The 16779-nt window shown below is 36.1% G+C and carries 14 protein-coding genes and 1 pseudogene; 4 read left to right on the top strand and 11 right to left on the bottom strand.

The annotated features are described in order from the left end of the window. Positions 1-152: 152 nt before the first annotated feature. From B6A32_RS09975 to B6A32_RS09935, 9 genes and pseudogenes are all read right to left on the bottom strand, one after another. A complete protein-coding gene (locus B6A32_RS09975) occupies positions 153-374 on the bottom strand; it encodes a hypothetical protein (RefSeq protein ID WP_085303510.1) in 222 nt (73 codons plus the stop codon). Positions 375-774: 400 nt separating this feature from the next. Beyond that, a pseudogene (locus tag B6A32_RS09970) lies at positions 775-1098 on the bottom strand (transposase); the annotation flags it as partial. A 618-nt stretch (positions 1099-1716) separates the two neighbouring features. Beyond that, on the bottom strand, positions 1717-2136 hold the full coding sequence (locus B6A32_RS09965; protein WP_085303506.1) for a hypothetical protein: 420 nt from the start codon (positions 2134-2136) through the stop codon (positions 1717-1719). A gap of 300 nt (positions 2137-2436) precedes the next feature. Further along, positions 2437-2811, bottom strand: a complete 375-nt coding sequence (locus B6A32_RS09960; protein ID WP_143327899.1) for a hypothetical protein — start codon at positions 2809-2811, stop codon at positions 2437-2439. A gap of 235 nt (positions 2812-3046) precedes the next feature. Then, positions 3047-3238: a hypothetical protein gene (locus B6A32_RS09955; RefSeq protein WP_085303503.1), complete on the bottom strand. Its 192-nt coding sequence runs from the start codon at positions 3236-3238 to the stop codon at positions 3047-3049. Between the two features lie 118 nt (positions 3239-3356). After that, a complete protein-coding gene (locus tag B6A32_RS09950) occupies positions 3357-3629 on the bottom strand; it encodes a hypothetical protein (protein WP_085303501.1) in 273 nt (90 codons plus the stop codon). A 146-nt stretch (positions 3630-3775) separates the two neighbouring features. After that, positions 3776-3979 carry a hypothetical protein gene (locus tag B6A32_RS09945; protein WP_085303498.1) on the bottom strand — a complete coding sequence of 68 codons (204 nt, stop codon included), beginning with the start codon at positions 3977-3979 and terminating at the stop codon, positions 3776-3778. 456 nt (positions 3980-4435) lie between these two features. After that, positions 4436-4771 (bottom strand): zinc ribbon domain-containing protein YjdM, encoded by a 336-nt coding sequence (locus B6A32_RS09940; protein WP_085303496.1) that lies wholly within the window; start codon positions 4769-4771, stop codon positions 4436-4438. A gap of 155 nt (positions 4772-4926) precedes the next feature. Beyond that, on the bottom strand, positions 4927-5895 hold the full coding sequence (locus B6A32_RS09935) for a DUF1186 domain-containing protein (RefSeq protein WP_085303494.1): 969 nt from the start codon (positions 5893-5895) through the stop codon (positions 4927-4929). A 352-nt stretch (positions 5896-6247) separates the two neighbouring features. On the opposite strand from B6A32_RS09935, the gene B6A32_RS09930 reads away from it, so the two are divergent. Then, entirely contained in the window at positions 6248-6712 is a 465-nt protein-coding gene (locus B6A32_RS09930; RefSeq protein ID WP_085303492.1) for a hypothetical protein, read from the top strand. Further along, positions 6702-7820 carry a PQQ-dependent sugar dehydrogenase gene (locus B6A32_RS09925; RefSeq protein WP_198946902.1) on the top strand — a complete coding sequence of 373 codons (1119 nt, stop codon included), beginning with the start codon at positions 6702-6704 and terminating at the stop codon, positions 7818-7820. Before B6A32_RS09930 ends, B6A32_RS09925 begins: the two co-directional genes overlap by 11 nt. Positions 7821-7925: 105 nt before the next feature. Here the strand turns inward: B6A32_RS09925 and B6A32_RS09920 are convergent, their stop codons facing one another. Continuing rightward, positions 7926-10121, bottom strand: a complete 2196-nt coding sequence (locus tag B6A32_RS09920) for a cytochrome c3 family protein (protein ID WP_085303490.1) — start codon at positions 10119-10121, stop codon at positions 7926-7928. Positions 10122-10699: 578 nt separating this feature from the next. Between B6A32_RS09920 and B6A32_RS09915 the strand changes: the two genes are divergently transcribed. Beyond that, positions 10700-12652 carry a DEAD/DEAH box helicase gene (locus B6A32_RS09915; RefSeq protein ID WP_085303487.1) on the top strand — a complete coding sequence of 651 codons (1953 nt, stop codon included), beginning with the start codon at positions 10700-10702 and terminating at the stop codon, positions 12650-12652. Between the two features lie 199 nt (positions 12653-12851). Here B6A32_RS09915 and B6A32_RS09910 read toward each other — a convergent pair whose 3' ends face one another. Beyond that, positions 12852-14717, bottom strand: a complete 1866-nt coding sequence (locus tag B6A32_RS09910) for a choice-of-anchor I family protein (RefSeq protein ID WP_085303485.1) — start codon at positions 14715-14717, stop codon at positions 12852-12854. Between the two features lie 980 nt (positions 14718-15697). Here B6A32_RS09910 and B6A32_RS09905 point away from each other — a divergent pair. Further along, on the top strand, positions 15698-16681 hold the full coding sequence (locus B6A32_RS09905; protein ID WP_085303483.1) for a sel1 repeat family protein: 984 nt from the start codon (positions 15698-15700) through the stop codon (positions 16679-16681). Positions 16682-16779 lie beyond the last annotated feature (98 nt).

Here is a 16779-nt window from a genome sequence, read left to right as displayed (position 1 = left end):
GTACTAACAGAAAAATCATACGCCATTTTTCAGTTTGGAGAAATTCTACAGCTTCAACGACCTAATAATGGGCAAAAAATTGTTGGCTAAAATGTTGAGGAACGAAAACAGCCAACTGTTTTTTGTCCTTATTAATTAGCTTGTTAGGTTAATTAATCTCCGTCACCGCCAGAGTCACTAGTAGAGCCGCTATCTCCTTGGTCAGTCGATATGTCGAAAATATCAGGAAACAAGGCGGACAAAACCGAACCTGCACCTATAAGCACTGCTATCCAAGTGAATATATCTGAACCATCCTCTGACACCAGTGTAAATCCATACCAACCTATTACAATACCAATAATTAGTTGAGCAATTCGTCCAACGATACTCATAAATTTCCTTATTAACCTAACGAGCCTGTAGAATTTCTCTTTTTGAGAAAACAGCCTCAAAATTTATTAAAAATTAAGCCTCAAATTACGTTGCTACGTGAAATCTGAGGCAATATCCAACTAGAAAATGACTTTTAACGGCTGTATGAACACAAAAATCGCCCTCCATTTTCTACTTTGGAGTAATTCTACACCCTCAACGAGCCTGTAGAATTACTCGTTTTTTATATAATTTTTAATCAAAATACTCTAACTGGATTATTTTCTTTTAACAATCAAAAACGTTTACGTTTTTGGACGATTTTTATTTTTGCATCGTTAAAGGTTTATTAAGGGTGTTGATTAAGAGGTTTATGTCGTTTTGAGGCTGGTTTTTCGTGTGATGTTGGGCTTTTAGGCTCTAATGCAGATTGTTTCTTAACTTTTCAATATTATGAACAAGACAATACATTTTCCATTGGGTATTCACTTTATCTTGTCCACGCAAAGTGAATTTATTCATGCCTTTATTGACCGTGATATTGCCAAATACCGGTTCGATTGCGCCTAATCTTTTACTGTACTGCCGTCGTCCAATGGGGCTGTCTATTTTTACCTTCATTCGGTCACTGTAACTGACATTTTGTACCAGGTTCTTTAAGAACTGGACTTGTCGACCGGTTGATTTGGGCGGCTTTCGCATACATTGCTTTTGCAGTGGGCAAAACCGGCAGTCATTTAAATAGAAAGAATTAAAGAGACACTCATTCTAAATACTTCAGAAACCGAGGTATTACATCACCTCTTTGGCTTCAAAAACAACCAAAAATAAAGCCCCTGCGTGGCTTTAGTTTCAAAAAATAACGGTGGGTGTCTTTGTTAATTATTAATTTGCTGCAGTTCTTACATAAACTAAATTACGAACAGGAAGATGCAGTCTCAATATCAGTTTTAGCTTCACAAATGTTATAAAGTAAATACATGATGATAGATATTTTCAGTTAGGCTTTTTTTACAAACTTAGCTAAATTAATAATGACACTCAATCTAAAAATAAAATCTAATCACATAACATCGATATTATAATATCTTGCTCTTTGTCATGACCAAATGACAGTTTTGACAAAGAATAGAAACGAAATTAACATTTTAGGCCCAAGCTATACTAATACATCAATTTTCTGGCAAGTTTAAGCCTCAAGTAAGGACTTGTTGACTTTATGGTGTTTAAAATCGGAAAATTAATAATGACACTCACTCTAAAAATAAAATCTAATCACATAACAGCGATATGGGATTTTCTTAGTTTAGTCCAGAGTTCAGTAATTTCAATTTAGGATGGGTGTCCTTTTAATTCTTCTTGTTATATAGCACTTTTACAATGAGGTTCTGAGTGGAAACTAATACGTTCACTAAACCTCCGAGTTAATTCACTATTTAATTGAGTTGCAATTTGACGTGCAACCTCCAAATTATTTTTTGAATAATCATAAGCCGCCGCAAAATAACAATTTTTATTTAAATAATTATTGATCAAAATAGCTATGTCACTTTCATTCTTATAATAGGCAGAAACAATGACATCAGATTTTTCTGGTAGGTGATGCTCTCCACCTTCTGATTGCTTAATTAGATTGTGTACTAACGAAAACGCATCTAATTCAGTAATTAACTCTTCTTTACTAATTTTTTCAACTGAAAAGTAAAACTTTCCAATCGGATCGTGGTGAACTCTAGAACAACTAGATAAGAGGAATATTACCAAGATTAGAATTACGCGCATACCATCCTTGTGCTATATAACGAGGCTGTAGAATTTCTATTTTAGAAAAAACAGCCTCAAAATTTATTAAAAATTAAGCCTCAAATTGCGTTGCTATGTGCATTCTGAGGCAATACTCCACTAAAAAGTGAACTTTAAAGGCTGTACTAACAGAAAAATCATACGCCATTTTTCAGTTTGGAGAAATTCTACAGCTTCAACGCCCCACTAAGAGGCTTTTAATTGTTGGTTAAAATGTGAAGCGAAGCGGAACCTAACCAACTGTTAAAAGTCCTGCTTGAGTGGCTTGTTATGTGCCTGTTACCACGAACCACCTCTACAAGATTTGAATTTTTCTTGAGTTAATACATATAGCTTTTCACTTAAATCATCCCAAGCTTTATCTATGGCATTAATCCGACAGTCCTTTGATGCTGGAAATTTTTTACCAACTTCTAAAGTAGTACCATCACCTTGCTTTGATGAAGATAATATAAAGAAGCGAAGGCCATCTTTACACTGATTATTGAAATCTCTTTCGTATGGCACCGAAGGTAAACTTTGAATTAATGCTGATACTTCAATTAATTCACTTTCATTAAGAGTAGTGCTGCAAGGCATTGAATCATGAAACATTGACGTAGCCCAATAAAAGTCACCTTTATCATTAATCCAAATTTGATCATTACTTCTCATAGTTTCAATTTTAGCTCTCAGAATCCAATTATGATCTTGAGCGAAAGCATTTAAAGAACATATTATAAGAAACGAATATATTAGATATTTCATGACACCATCCTAGGCACATAACGCCCATATTAACGGGCTAAAAATAGTGGGCTAAAATGGAGCGTAGCGAACAGCCCGCTGTTTTTAGTCCCGTTGAATTGCCTTGTTATGTTTACATAGACTACTGTAAATTATAAGAAAACTATACCCAAAGCTCCCCACCTTTTTTAAACTCTTTAAGTTTCTCTAATATTTCTTCTGCGTGATCCCAATCTCGACAAGGGATTGATACTTTACCTTTACCCTTTTTGTGATTCCAGATTAAAGGCGTGCCTGCATAGGATTCGATTATTTGGAATTCACCTGGAGATTTTGGTATTTGATATTTAGGCAAAACTCGACTCCTTGAGTAAACATAACGCCCCAGCTAAGGGGCAACAATAATGTTGGCTAAAATAAGTGAACGTAGTGAACAAAAAGCCAACTTTATTTTGTCCCGCTTAAGCTACTTGTTAGCTGCACTTTACCAGCTTCTGATTAAATGGAGCCACAATAAATATACACACGAAAATAGCAATAATTGACAGCACCTGTGATACGCCTGATAAAACAACTATAGAATAATCTATTGCTAATAAGGCGAGGCCAACTATTACAATAAAGGCGATATAACTGCCAATATTAACTTTGTACTTAGCACCACATCCTGAACATTTCACAGACCTAACAGCAAAAAACAACTTAGCATAAGTAATTTTATTACTGCAATCTTCGCAAATTTTCATGAAGCCTCCTTGTGCATGCTAACGCCCCACTAAGAGGCAAATAATAGTTGGTTAAAATAAGCGACGAAGGAGCAAAAACCAACTGTTATTTGTCCTTTTGAGTGCCTTGTTATGTGTACGGTCACCAAGCTTTCGTTATTTGCATATTAAGCTTTTAGCAAGTGGCTTAAGTCTTTATGAACATTGTCATCAGCCGCCAAAGGTATGTTTGATAAGCAAACGTAAATATCTCCACGTTCAGAATCAAGTTTCCAAGTAGAAAATTGATCCATATCTGTAACTGCGTGACGCTTAATGAGAGTTAACATTTGTGAGAACTCTTCTTCGCTTAACTTTTGATTAGTTTCCATAACCTTCCAGTGGTGCTAATTACAGGTACACATAACAGCTTATTATGAGGAAAAATTCCTTGTTTAAACAAGGAAAAAATCCTTCTTTCATATTTTACAATAATTAAAACATACCTGATTTATTCAATATCTACAATAAGTTACTAATAAAACATTTCGTTATGTTAAAGACATAAACGAGAATATTTCCTTTTTATTGGATGAAAGCAGGAAATCGCACAGAACTGTACAAAAAAAACAGTACCATTTGTGACGTAACAAAAAATTATTTTATGATACTCATCTAAAGTTTGCGTAGGGTTCATTAATTTCAATTTGGAACGAGAGTCTTGGTAATTTTGTTAATTTGCTGCAGTTCTTACATAAACTAAATTACGAACAGGAAGATGCAGTCTCAATATCAGTTTTAGCTTCACAAATGTTATAAAGTAAATACATGATGATAGATATTTTCAGTTAGGCTTTTTTTACAAACTTAGCTGTTACCATCATCTCGCCAACACCAGCAACCTTACAGTCAAGCTCATGATCTTTTTTATTAAGCACTCGCCTAATTTGAGCCTTAGTGCCAATTTTAATAACTTGAGAGCTACCTTTAATTTTTAAGTCTTTAACCACTGTTACCTTGTCACCATCAGCAAGTAATGCACCATTAGCATCTTTCACTTTAATTACAGCATCTTGCTCAACTTCTTGGGGGTTCCACTCGAAGTCGCATTCTGGACATATGAATAACTGTTGATCTTGGTATACGTATTTAGACTGGCAATTTGGGCATGCAGGGTTTGACATTATTTATTACTTTTAATTTAGTTATGTTAGTTATGGTTGGTAGTGTTAATCGAGTTAACCAAGTTGAGTACCTTAAGTGACATACCCTTAGGCTTTGTCACTAAAGACTTAATAGTAAAAAGATATATATAGTATTGGTAATGCAGCTACTATGTTTACTGTAAACAACACTTTTTATATTTTTTACCACTGCCACACGGGCAAGGTTCATTGCGACCAACGGTAGGCAATGAGCTAACCGGTACACTATTGTCGAGAATCGTTTGTTCGTCGTATAAAATATCAGACAATAAACCACCGTCTCCCATTAGAGCATCAAAAGCGCCAGTGTCGTCAGGTAGTAAACCTTCTAATGAGTTATCTTCAAGGCTCGAAATTTCATCTTCAGCCCACTCACTTAATGTTTCAATAGCATCAAAGTTAGGTTGAATAATGTCAGACGCGATCAGTTTACGTGCAAAACGGTTATTCCATTCAACGACTTCTTCTTGACTAAATCTGTCGTCGTCAAATAGATTCTTGTCAGCTAAGCCAACAAATTTGTCTTTAAAGTTATCAAGTTGATAATCAATACAGTAATTTGCTAAAGCACTAAGCAAAAAACTATTGATAGTACTTGGCATAGCTAAAAATGTTGTTAGCCAATGTGTTACATGTGCGGTTAGTTCGTTTAAATCTATTGTACCTACTTCATATTGCGCAAACACCGCTTCCATTGCTGATGCTTTGCAATACATAGCTTGATGGCCAGCAACAATATAATCAGATAAGGCCTGAGTTTTCCCGTTAGCAACATTATAAAAGATTGTTGGCGTTAACTCAGTAAGCGCATCACCGAATACTTTTTCAAGAGGCGTTAAAAACGAATCGCTACGTGAAAATAACGTTAAACACTTTGTTAAAGCTTGCGAATATTTAAATTCGGCAATAAATAAGGTGCCAAAAAATAGCAACGCATTTTGCTCATCAGTTAATGATGTCTCGTCAGTAATAAATTGATCAATTAATTTTTCTAACTGTGGGTAAAATTCTGTCCAGTGTTTTTTAACTGTTTCGAGCGCTGCAACAGGTAAATCGTTACCATGTGCATTACCTATTGCCAGCAAAGCTTGTTCTAAATTCATGTAAATTCCGGTTAAATCAATATTAATTTGTCGCTATAACTATATGGTAAACACTTACGCTGCTCGTTACCATTTTTAACCGCTGTTTTAATGTTGTTAGTTATTAAACTCATAACAATATCGCAGAATAAATAGCATCTTTGATTTTACCCCTTCAAGTCGACATTAAGTAAAGTTGCTGCTTTTGGCTATTATAACGCGATTATAATCGAAGCTTTATTACAGATGATTTTGACCATGATAATTATCATCAGCAGTTTACTAGCGTCGTACGGTTTATTATAAAGCAGTGTAAAGTAATAACTTGTTTCTATAGACTAGCTAGATTGTCTCGACTTAAATAAGGTTCTATATGCTCAAAACCATTGTAGTGTTTATTTTCACCACACTTATTGCCACACTACTTGTGTGTATTGTGTCTACTCAAATTGTATTAGCAGACGTGCAGTCATTTGGCCTTAACGTTACGAATGATGTACGTTTAAATGCAACGCTAGATGATTTAATTGGTTTAGGGCCTGTACTATATATATTGATTTCGGTAGGTTTTTTAATCGGTTTTATTGTTGCTAAATACGCACATAAATATATCGGTGGTAATAGAACGCTTTGGTATGTTGCCTCAGGTTGCACGACCTTCCCAATAACAACGTATATCATTCAATATAGTATGGGCTTAACCATAATAGCTTCAGTGCGAACGCCAATAGGCCTTTTACTCGCAACACTCTGTTGTATATTTTCAGCGTGGCTTTTTGCTTTGCTAACCACGAAGACGCTAACAAACAATAAATCAGGTATTCAAAATGAAAAGTAGTTACCCGTTTTTTAGAAAAGTTCGATTCAGTTTGTTTTTAATAATGACTAACAGCTTGATACTTATCAACGCAAACGCACAAGATTATAAAGTATCAACTGTTGTTAAAAACTTAAATTTTCCTTGGTCAATCGCCTTTTTACCTAACAATGATATGTTGATAACCGAACGTAGCGGTAATTTAAGGTTAGTTAGCGATGGTAAGTTACTTGAAGAAAAAGTTACCGGACTGCCAGATATTTATGTATCGGGCCCAGCGGGCTTATTTGATGTGGTGCTAGACCCAAACTTCGTTAAAAATAAAAAATTGTATATATCTTATAGTGCTGGCACGCCGAGTAACAATTATGTTGAAGTGATCAGCGCTACCCTACAAGGTATGTCGCTGCAGCAAACGCAAGTTATATTTCAAGGCTCAAGCAGAAATACGCCGCATCATCATGGCGCAAGAATGACATTTCTGCCCGATAACACCCTGTTAATAACAGCTGGCGATGGTTTTAATTTTCGCGACCAAGCACAATCGCTTGAGAGTTTATTAGGGAAAGTTCTGCGCATTAACACTGATGGCAGTATTCCAAAAGATAACCCATTTATTGGTCAAGCTAACGCTAGAGCAGAAATATACACTTATGGACACCGTAACCCACAAGCAATTTTAGTCAGTAAAGCTAAACAGGTTTGGCTACATGAGCATGGTCCAAAAGGTGGCGATGAATTAAATTTAATTAAACCTGGGCTTAATTATGGCTGGCCTGCCATTACCTATGGCGAAGATTATTCAGGCGCTATTATTTCACCATTTAAAGAAGCACAAGGTATGGAACAACCCGTAACCTATTGGGTGCCTTCAATCGCTCCTGCAGGGATGACAGAATACCAAGGAACTATGTTTCCGCAGTGGCAAGGTAACTTATTCGTGGCAGCGCTTGCCGGTAAAAGTGTTAGACGTTTAAGCCTAGAAAACAATAACGTAGTCGAACAAGAAACTATGCTTGGCGATCGTAACCAACGATTAAGAGACATTCGAACCGGCCCAGACGGTTATATTTATGTGTTAACGGATAGCATAGAAGGCGAATTATTGAAGATATCACCCGTGCAATAAAATCGTGTGTATGTTTAATTTGGTCCATTTAAAATAAAGCCAGTTAATTTTATGATTAACTGGCTTTATTTATGGAACTGTTCGTAATTCGAGTGCTGAAATTTTTTAAATAGCCATAAACCAATCAAAGTCAGCTTTATTCGCTAATTTTTGAGACAAATACAAACCTAGCTCTTTCAATTGTGCCTTGTTTTGATAACTTACGATTAACGTTTTTAATTTAGTTAAGGCTGCTTCACTCTGCCCGACACCATCTAACGCTAATATATAAGTATAAGCATATTGCGCATTATCAGGCATTAAGGCCATGGCTTTGTCAAAATGTTCGATCCCTTTAGCTAATTGTTTCTGACGTACAAAGTGCAATCCGTAAGAGTAATGTAAATCGGCTGATTTAGGATTGTTTTTGAGCCCCTTTGACAGCACTGAAGCTACTTGAAATGGCTTTTGTTGAGCACGGTAAATATCGGCCAAATTAATGTAGCCTGTTAAAAAGTAAGGATCTACTTTAATTGCCTTTATAAATGATTTCTCTGCATCACTTAACTTATTCAATTCAATCGCAATAACACCTTGGTTAGCCAGGCCTTCACCGCGCCAACTGCTAATTGTGTTTGAATGAGTTAATGCTTTGAACGCTTTATCGAATAGCGGCTGATCTACAGCGGATATTTTACTGGTAATTAAACCGCGTGCCGCAGCAATTCTTACTGATTTGTATTGATCTTGTAGCAATGGTGAAAGGTATTTTACCTTATCGTTAGGAGGTAATAATGTAGCGATATTCGCAGCACTTAACCTGATCAACCCTTCAGAATGACGAAGATAAGGCGCTAAAATTTCGGCAGTTATTGTTTGCGTAGTGTAACTCAGTAATTGTAGAGCGGTGGCTCTACTGATGATATCAAGTTGAACATCAGCAATTATCGCTAAATGTTGTTCAATATCGATGGCTTGTCCTGAATTTAATGCCAGTAAATATTCTTTGCTCGTCGGTAATGGTTTAGGTTGACCATGCCATTTTACTAAACTCTCACTTGCCCATTGATTCGATTTGTTATCATGACACTTTGTACAGGCATTAGGTGTGTTATACGCTTGAGAGATATCAGGGCGAGGAATTTTAAAACTATGATCACGCCTATTATCAACGCCCATATAGGTATTTTCAGGCATATGGCAATTAACACATTGTGCGCCACTCGTATTATCGTCATGTTGATGATGTTCTTTTACATTATAAACCTCGCTACCATGACACTGCAGGCATAACCCGTTACCTTCTACCTTTAATTTCATGGTGTGTTTGTCATGACAATCGAGGCAATTAACCCCTACGGCAAACATTTTACTCTGTAAAAATGAGCCATAAACATACACTTCTTCTTTGATCTGGCCATCGGCATAGTAATTGGGTGCTGCTAATAGTTGTGGGGTAAATTGATCTAAAAACGGCGTGTTAGGGTTAATACCATCGTTTAATGGTGCACGTAATGAATGACAAGCAAAACAACCATCCATAAACTCATTATCACGTTTTTCACCTTGCCAATGTGCAGTTTTGTCGCCAATGCTTCTTAGCCATAGCCCAGTGCGGTGGTTAGACGCTGTAAAATTATTATCCTTTTTTGGTTTTGTCGCTTTTTTTACATGAGCAGACATATCATCATGACAGGATAAGCAACCAACGTTGATATTATCGAACTGTGTGTCAAAACTATTGTCTTTTGCCTGATAGTTTCTGACTAAGCCGTCAGAATGACAATCGGCACACATGCCATTCCAGTTTTGTAATGGTTGACGCCAATGTAACCTATCTTCAGGTCGTATTTCTTCATGACTATAGTTGTGATACCACCGCTGCCCGCCGTCAGATTTTTCTCTTGCATCCCAAGCAAAGGGTAACACCTGTAATTTTCCTGGCTCAGTTTCAACTAAATATTGCTGAAGCGGAAAATGACCAAAGGTATATTTTATTAGATAAGTATCTGTTTTATCATCATAGGAAATAGTGACTTGGTAACTATTATCTTCAACGAAAAATAACGCTTTTTGACCGTAATGCTCAACCTGTTTATTATCAAAATCAGCTAATACTGTCGTTTCATCGGCAAGCGCCATGGCTTTACTGTGATCAGATTGTTGCCAATCATGTTGTGATTGCTCATGGCATGAAATGCACTGCTGATTTGATATAGCGTTAGCCTTTTGAAAACTGTGCTGTTCGATCTCAAAAGCTTGTACATTTACTACTGAGAATAAGCCGATTAAAGCCAAATAAAACAAATGATAAAACTTCAAAACGTTACTTACCTTTAAACAACTTCACAAAATAATTAACTTCGTAATTATGCATAACTATATGATTTCATCTCAGGAAAAATATGCTTACTTACCCATGCTTACTTGCCTTTGCATACAAGTCCTAATGTATTATTGATAATACAACATTATTACAATCGAACTTACTTTAATTCGATTGTAATAACAAAGTTTGTTGGTTATTTGTTGCAGGTAAACGGCTTGGTCTTAAACCCTATAGTTATTGATAATCATTTTTTAACATAGCCTGAAGCATTAACTTTAAAACTGTAGATTCGTCAATTTACAACAAAAACAACAACAAAACTTACAATTCAGCGTCTAAAACAGGTAAAACATTAAATTTTCCTATCCACCTGTATTAAAAGAAAATACTTACAAAATATCGGTAACGCGATACCATTTGTTGACGTTTAAATTTAGAAATAGTCGCTATCAGTCGCTGTTGGCTAAATGTTAGATATAAAAGGTTAAATACTAAAATGTAAAGTTTAAGACTTAGCCATTATTTTGCTATTATGGCTACTTTAATTTTTCCGATAAGGTAGCAGTACTGCGTGGCAGTTTTTCAACTTAGAGATTATCAACAAGACGCTGTTTCTTCAGTGCTAAAACACTTTCGAAAAACCAACGAATCTGCGGTGATTGTGTTACCAACTGGCTCAGGTAAAAGTTTGGTCATTGCTGAACTTGCACGTTTAGCCAAACGTAAAATACTCGTGCTAACCCATGTAAAAGAATTAGTTGAGCAAAACCATCAAAAATTTGAAAGCTACGGTGTTGCCGCTGGTATTTATTCTGCGGGCTTAAAACTTAAAGAAACTCAACACCAAGTCACATTTGCTAGCATACAATCAGCAGCGCGGAATCTGGACGACTTTAATGAGCCCTACTCTTTAATTATTATTGACGAATGTCATCGAGTTAATTTGCCTAACCCTGACTTGTCTGGTGAACAATCGAATGCTGTGTTGAACACAAAACCGAATAAACCACTCCAAGATAAAACACAGCACGAAGAAAAATCACCAGAAACAACAAACAAGCAGACTAATAGTAATCAATATCAACAAATTATTGAAAAGTTGATGCAAGTTAATCCCGATGTAAAGCTATTAGGGTTAACCGCGACACCTTATCGCTTAGGCATGGGCTGGATTTATAAAAAGCATTACCGTGGTTTTATGCGCAGCGAAGAAAAGCGACCTTTTGAGCACTGCATTTATGAACTCCCCATTCGTTACTTAATTAAACGCGAGTATTTAACCGAGCCTAAACTCGTTGATGCTACCATAGAGCATTACGATTTTAGTAGCTTGCGTGCAAACGCCTATGGCGATTATAGTCCTGCGGATATGAATCATCTGTTGAACAAAAACCCTCGAGTGACTCAAAGTATTATTGAGCAGGTTGTTGAGTTAAGTGAACAACGTCAAGGTGTTATGATATTTGCCGCCACCGTTGAACATGCAAAGGAGGTTTTTAGTTATTTACCTTCACAGTTAAGTGCATTAATTACCGGCGCTACCGACAACGCCGAACGCGACAAGTTAATTAAAGCATTCAAGCACAAAGAGATTAAATACCTAGTGAATGTTTCGGTATTAACCACCGGCTTTGACGCTCCGCATGTTGATATGATCGCCATATTACGCCCAACACAATCGGTTAGTCTTTATCAACAAATTATCGGTCGCGGTTTGCGTTTAAGTGAGAACAAAAAAGATTGTTTGGTGATTGATTATACCGGTAATGATTTTGACCTTTATCACCCCGAAGTTGGCGAGAAAAAACCCAATAGTAAAAGCCAGCCTGTGCAAGTTGTTTGCCCCAGCTGTGAATTTCCCAATGTATTTTGGGGCATTTGTGATGACGACGGTTATTTAGTTGAGCACTACGGTCGACGATGCAAAGGTCTTGTTGATGATCCCACTGACGAGCAAGCATATCTAGTAGAAAGCCAGCGCCAATGTGACTATCGCTTTGTATTTAAAGAATGTCCGCACTGCGGTGGTGAAAATGACATAGCAGCTCGTAACTGTATACAATGCCTTGAGGTTTTGGTTGACCCTGATGATATGTTAAAAAAGGCACTAAAACTTAAAGATTCAAAAGTTATACGTTGTGCAGGCCTTAATTTAAGCAGAAGTAATGGCAGAGGTAATGGCAGAAATAATGGCAAAGCTAGTGATAAGGGATCTGATAAGTTAAAAATCACTTACCATGATGAGGAAGGTACTGAGCTTACTGAATCGTTTGATTTTACTCAGTTGAATCAAGTAAAAGCCTTCAATGATATTTTTTCTAAACGCCTTAGCGCTAAAATAAGTCTACAACTAGGCGCTACTGAGTCGTATGAAGTCACTACCCTTGAACAAGCATTAAAGCTAGCTAACATACTGCCGTGCCCTGACTTTGTTATTGCCAGAAAACAAAAATATTACTGGCGAATTAAAGACCGAATTTTTGACTATCAAGGTAAGTATCGAAAAGCTAACGAGCTTAAATAGCGTTCTAAGAAAGCTCAAAGTTAAATTCATAGTTAAGTTCATAGGTAAGCTAATCGATTTACGGTAAACCTTGAGTATAAATACCGGCTAATTGATATTTAAAATATAGAGTAGCTATCTTTTCATTACACTTAACATTACGCTTTATATCGCATAACGGGGTTACAATAAAATGTGTCCCCGTTAGCAATTTTCTTTATTATTGCTCAGTAACTTGGTAAACCGTAACGGTTCCAGATACTTCATTACCAATCACTAATAATGGCGTATTTGTTGGGCTGTCTGCTGCTGATATAAACTTAATACTTTCAGGACCTAAGTCACCGGCCATATTCACTTCAGTGCAATCCATGCCTTCATTGCTATCACAAGGGTTAGCTAAATCATCATCCATTTCGTAATCAACACTAAAGTCACGGTTATTGTAATGGGTAACAAAAGCAGTATTAAAAGGGTTTGTAATGTCGTAGACAAATAAATCCCCTGCTCGTTCTTGAGAAATAAAAGCGTAAGTTCTTCCTGCTATTTCTCCAACATCAATCGCTTCAGGCTCACCACCCTTATCATCAGAGCGGTTATCACCTTTATTTTCGGTATGTGCGGCATTAAAGTTGTTACCAAGAATGGCCGATGAAATTTTGCCGAAATCATCGCCTGAATCAAAAACTAAATTAACGTTTTGATCCCAAATAGAGAATGAGCGCGCGCCATAAGCAAATAACTCTTCATACTCACCATCTTGGTCTTTATCACCTAAAGCTGTGGTAACTTTTAAACGTCCTAAATAGTCACTACCGCCCGTTTCGTCATACTGACTTTGTAACGCGGTTGACAGTGTTTGATTGAGCTCATCGGGATCAATAATATCTTTAACGCGTACCTCTTCAGAATATCCGTCGTAATCTCTGGCATCACCTTCATTAGCAGAAACAATAAATGTCGAACCATTCCACGAATATGAAGCAATAGTATCGGGTTGATACATGCCATACAACCCTTGTATGCTTTTAAACTGAGGAACTTCGTCTTTATTAGTAAAGTCTAATTGATATTTACCCCAATCTTTATAACCCAGCGCTTTCACTTCAATGGTTAAATCTTTCAGGTTTATTATGCCGATTGCATTATTTTCTTGCAGAGACACATACGCTATTTCGCTGTTACTGGCAGTGGTAATATATTCAGGTTCTAAATCTTTCGCGACTGTATTACCTATCGGTCCAGCAAACTTAACTCCTGCTTTTGTTAAAATAGCGAGACGTTTTTCATCGGTATCGTAATCTTCAGGAGATAAATTATCATCACTAAAGACTATGTCTGAACTCAAATTAATTGTAACTGCAACATCAGCTGGCATCATTTCAGTAACATCAATAACTGATATTGATCCCTCAGGATCATTTGAGTAATCAGCATTGGGTTCACCTTCATTTGCTACTAATAGCTTTTTACCATCGGGCGTAAAAGTAACCATATCTGGCAAAGCACCCGCCTCCACTGCTTTAATAAACGTACCTTCGCCCAGCGCATTTAAGCTATAAAATAAAATAGCGCCGGATGTTTGTTTAACCTCACCTTCAACAGCAATGGCTAACAAGTCATCTTTAATGGCAATTGAATTAACCGCACCTAACAAAATGGTATTTTCAACGCCAGAGCTGTTCTTTACTGAAACGCTTAAGGGAAAAGTAAAAGCACTTGAGCTTAAGCTTTCATCTGCGACAGGGTTACCTACTTCTGTTGTTGAAAGATCAGTTAAGTTAATAACCTCTATTTGATTAGCAGCGCCATTAATAGCAAAAGCAGAGTTTGAATTTTTATGAAATTGAACAATTTCTGCCGCGCTTTTGCCATAAATACCGGTAGCAAAACGGCCAACCACTTCAACATTTAATTCACGAGGTAAACTTTTACCGTCGCTGCCGTCAGTTCCAACAACACCTGGAATGCCTTGTTCGCCTTCAACACCTTGCTCGCCATTATCGCCGTCTAGGTTACATCCGCTTAACGCCATCGATAATGCAACAGTAAGTAACCCTACTTTATACTTATTAATTTTTAACATCTTTTAGTCTCGTTATTTAAAAATGAAATAAGACTAGGGAGTTTATGTGGCAAAAAAATGACTTTAAGGTGACAGAAAAATTACAAAAATAATAATTACATTGAATGTGCTTTTAGCTTTTTAACTTACCTAAGATGAAGCAGTTGGGATATTTTAATTTAGCGTAGCGTTTAGATATTTCAATTTAAGATCAGCGTTCTTTTAATTCTACCATTCTACCTAAGTTTGATAGTGAGAAGTGGTGATTATTGAGCTATTAAAATAAATTATAAAATTACATTTTAAGACCATATTCAATTGTCAGTTGGATTTATTTTTAAGGTTAATTATCAAATTCGTCCGAATTATTTCAAGCGTAAATGACATAACTATCACTAAAATTGAATGGATTATATAGCCTAAGCCGACTAATGGATCTGATGAACAACTAGACTTAAGGATTTCACAATAGAAAAAGGCGACAAAGAACGTGGATGAAATAGCTAAACAAATTAATAGTACAAATCGAAATAACGACCTCCATCTCAATAAATGTATAATTAAAACGATTACAATTGATGGGACTACAACGTTTAATATTCCTTCCATGGTATACCTTAAATGCTTATATAAAATTTAATCATGACACTCATTTTAAATACAATCAATTTAAATACACCAAAATAAATACAATCAGATACATAGCATAAAAATTTTAACAGTGTACTGTTGTTGCCATTAACAAATTACGCGATTGATTATTAGCATTGGAAGATTACTAGTAGTATCTCAATTCACACCAAATACTATTGCCCGATAAGTATACTTCTTAATTTAGGTTGAGTGTTTTGCTAATTTTTTATCTTTAAATAACAAGCTATTGTATGCGGATACCATTTAATTTAACCTGCTTCATCGGAAATAATTAATAATCTGTTAAGAAGCCAATTAGAAAAATATATACCTAACACTCGATATTGATGTAAGGACACAATAAACTCATGTTTCAACGTAGAAAAAATTTCACGACGTCAGTCTTACTATTAATATTGTTGAATATTGGCTTAGCCTTATTTATCTTCAACTTTATCGATGATACGGAAACGGAAAGCGTAACTACAAATGTATTTAACACCGAAAATAACCAAGTAATTGACACTCTAGGCAAAAATGCCAAGTCCACAAAACCTATAGTCGATGTAAAAAGTATTAACGCTCCTCACTCATTACATACTACAAGTAGAAAAAGTGCTGAAATGGTTGTTATGCAGAGGCCTGAATGGAAATTTTCCAACAATTTATTGAGTAAGTTTGAAGAACTTACAAACGCTGCTGAAAATGGAGATAATAAAGCAAGGTATATTCTTGCGAGGAACCTTAACTATTGTTTTAACAGTCCCATAGATAAAACCGCACTTGATATAAAACTAACGCAAGCCCTCGATTATAGCGATAGCGCCCTTACAATAAGTAGAATATCAGAGAAATATGAGTATTGTATTGGCATTGAACAAAATCAGCGTGACGAGTTTTACAATTACTCGAAAGTCGCTGCAAACAATGGATATGTAGCCGCACAAGAATATATTGGCACTATTACACCTGAGTTTTTTATGACGTCTCAAGGCTATCAAAGCCTTGAACGAGAAGACTTTATAACAACGCGCGATAATTTTCTTGCACAACAAATAAAGTTTTTACAACAAGCTGCACAAAATGGCAGTATCAAAGCATTAACGAGGTTGTCTCATATTGGTAATACACAGAAGTTTGGCAAAAATAATAATGTTAAATCTGCAGCATTTAATCAATTAATTCTAGAACTGACTCCAAATAACGAAATATATAACCGTTATGCATGGCTTCAAGAAAAACTTTATCTACAGCTAACACCAGAAGAAATTGAGCATGCATTTGTAATGTCTGAAAAGTGGTTAGCAGTGATTAAAGCAAACGGGACTTTGTACTTAGAAGGTGATGAGTAAAAAGGATCCGCACCGTTTTAGAAAAGTTTAAGATGACACTCATAATAAATTCAATCGACCTTTCGGTTAACCGGTTTCTGATTCTCTTAATGTTTCTC

The sequence above is a fragment of the Colwellia polaris genome (genome assembly GCF_002104515.1).
Taxonomy (GTDB): domain Bacteria; phylum Pseudomonadota; class Gammaproteobacteria; order Enterobacterales; family Alteromonadaceae; genus Cognaticolwellia; species Cognaticolwellia polaris.
This window is presented reverse-complemented; position numbering and strand designations above follow the sequence as displayed.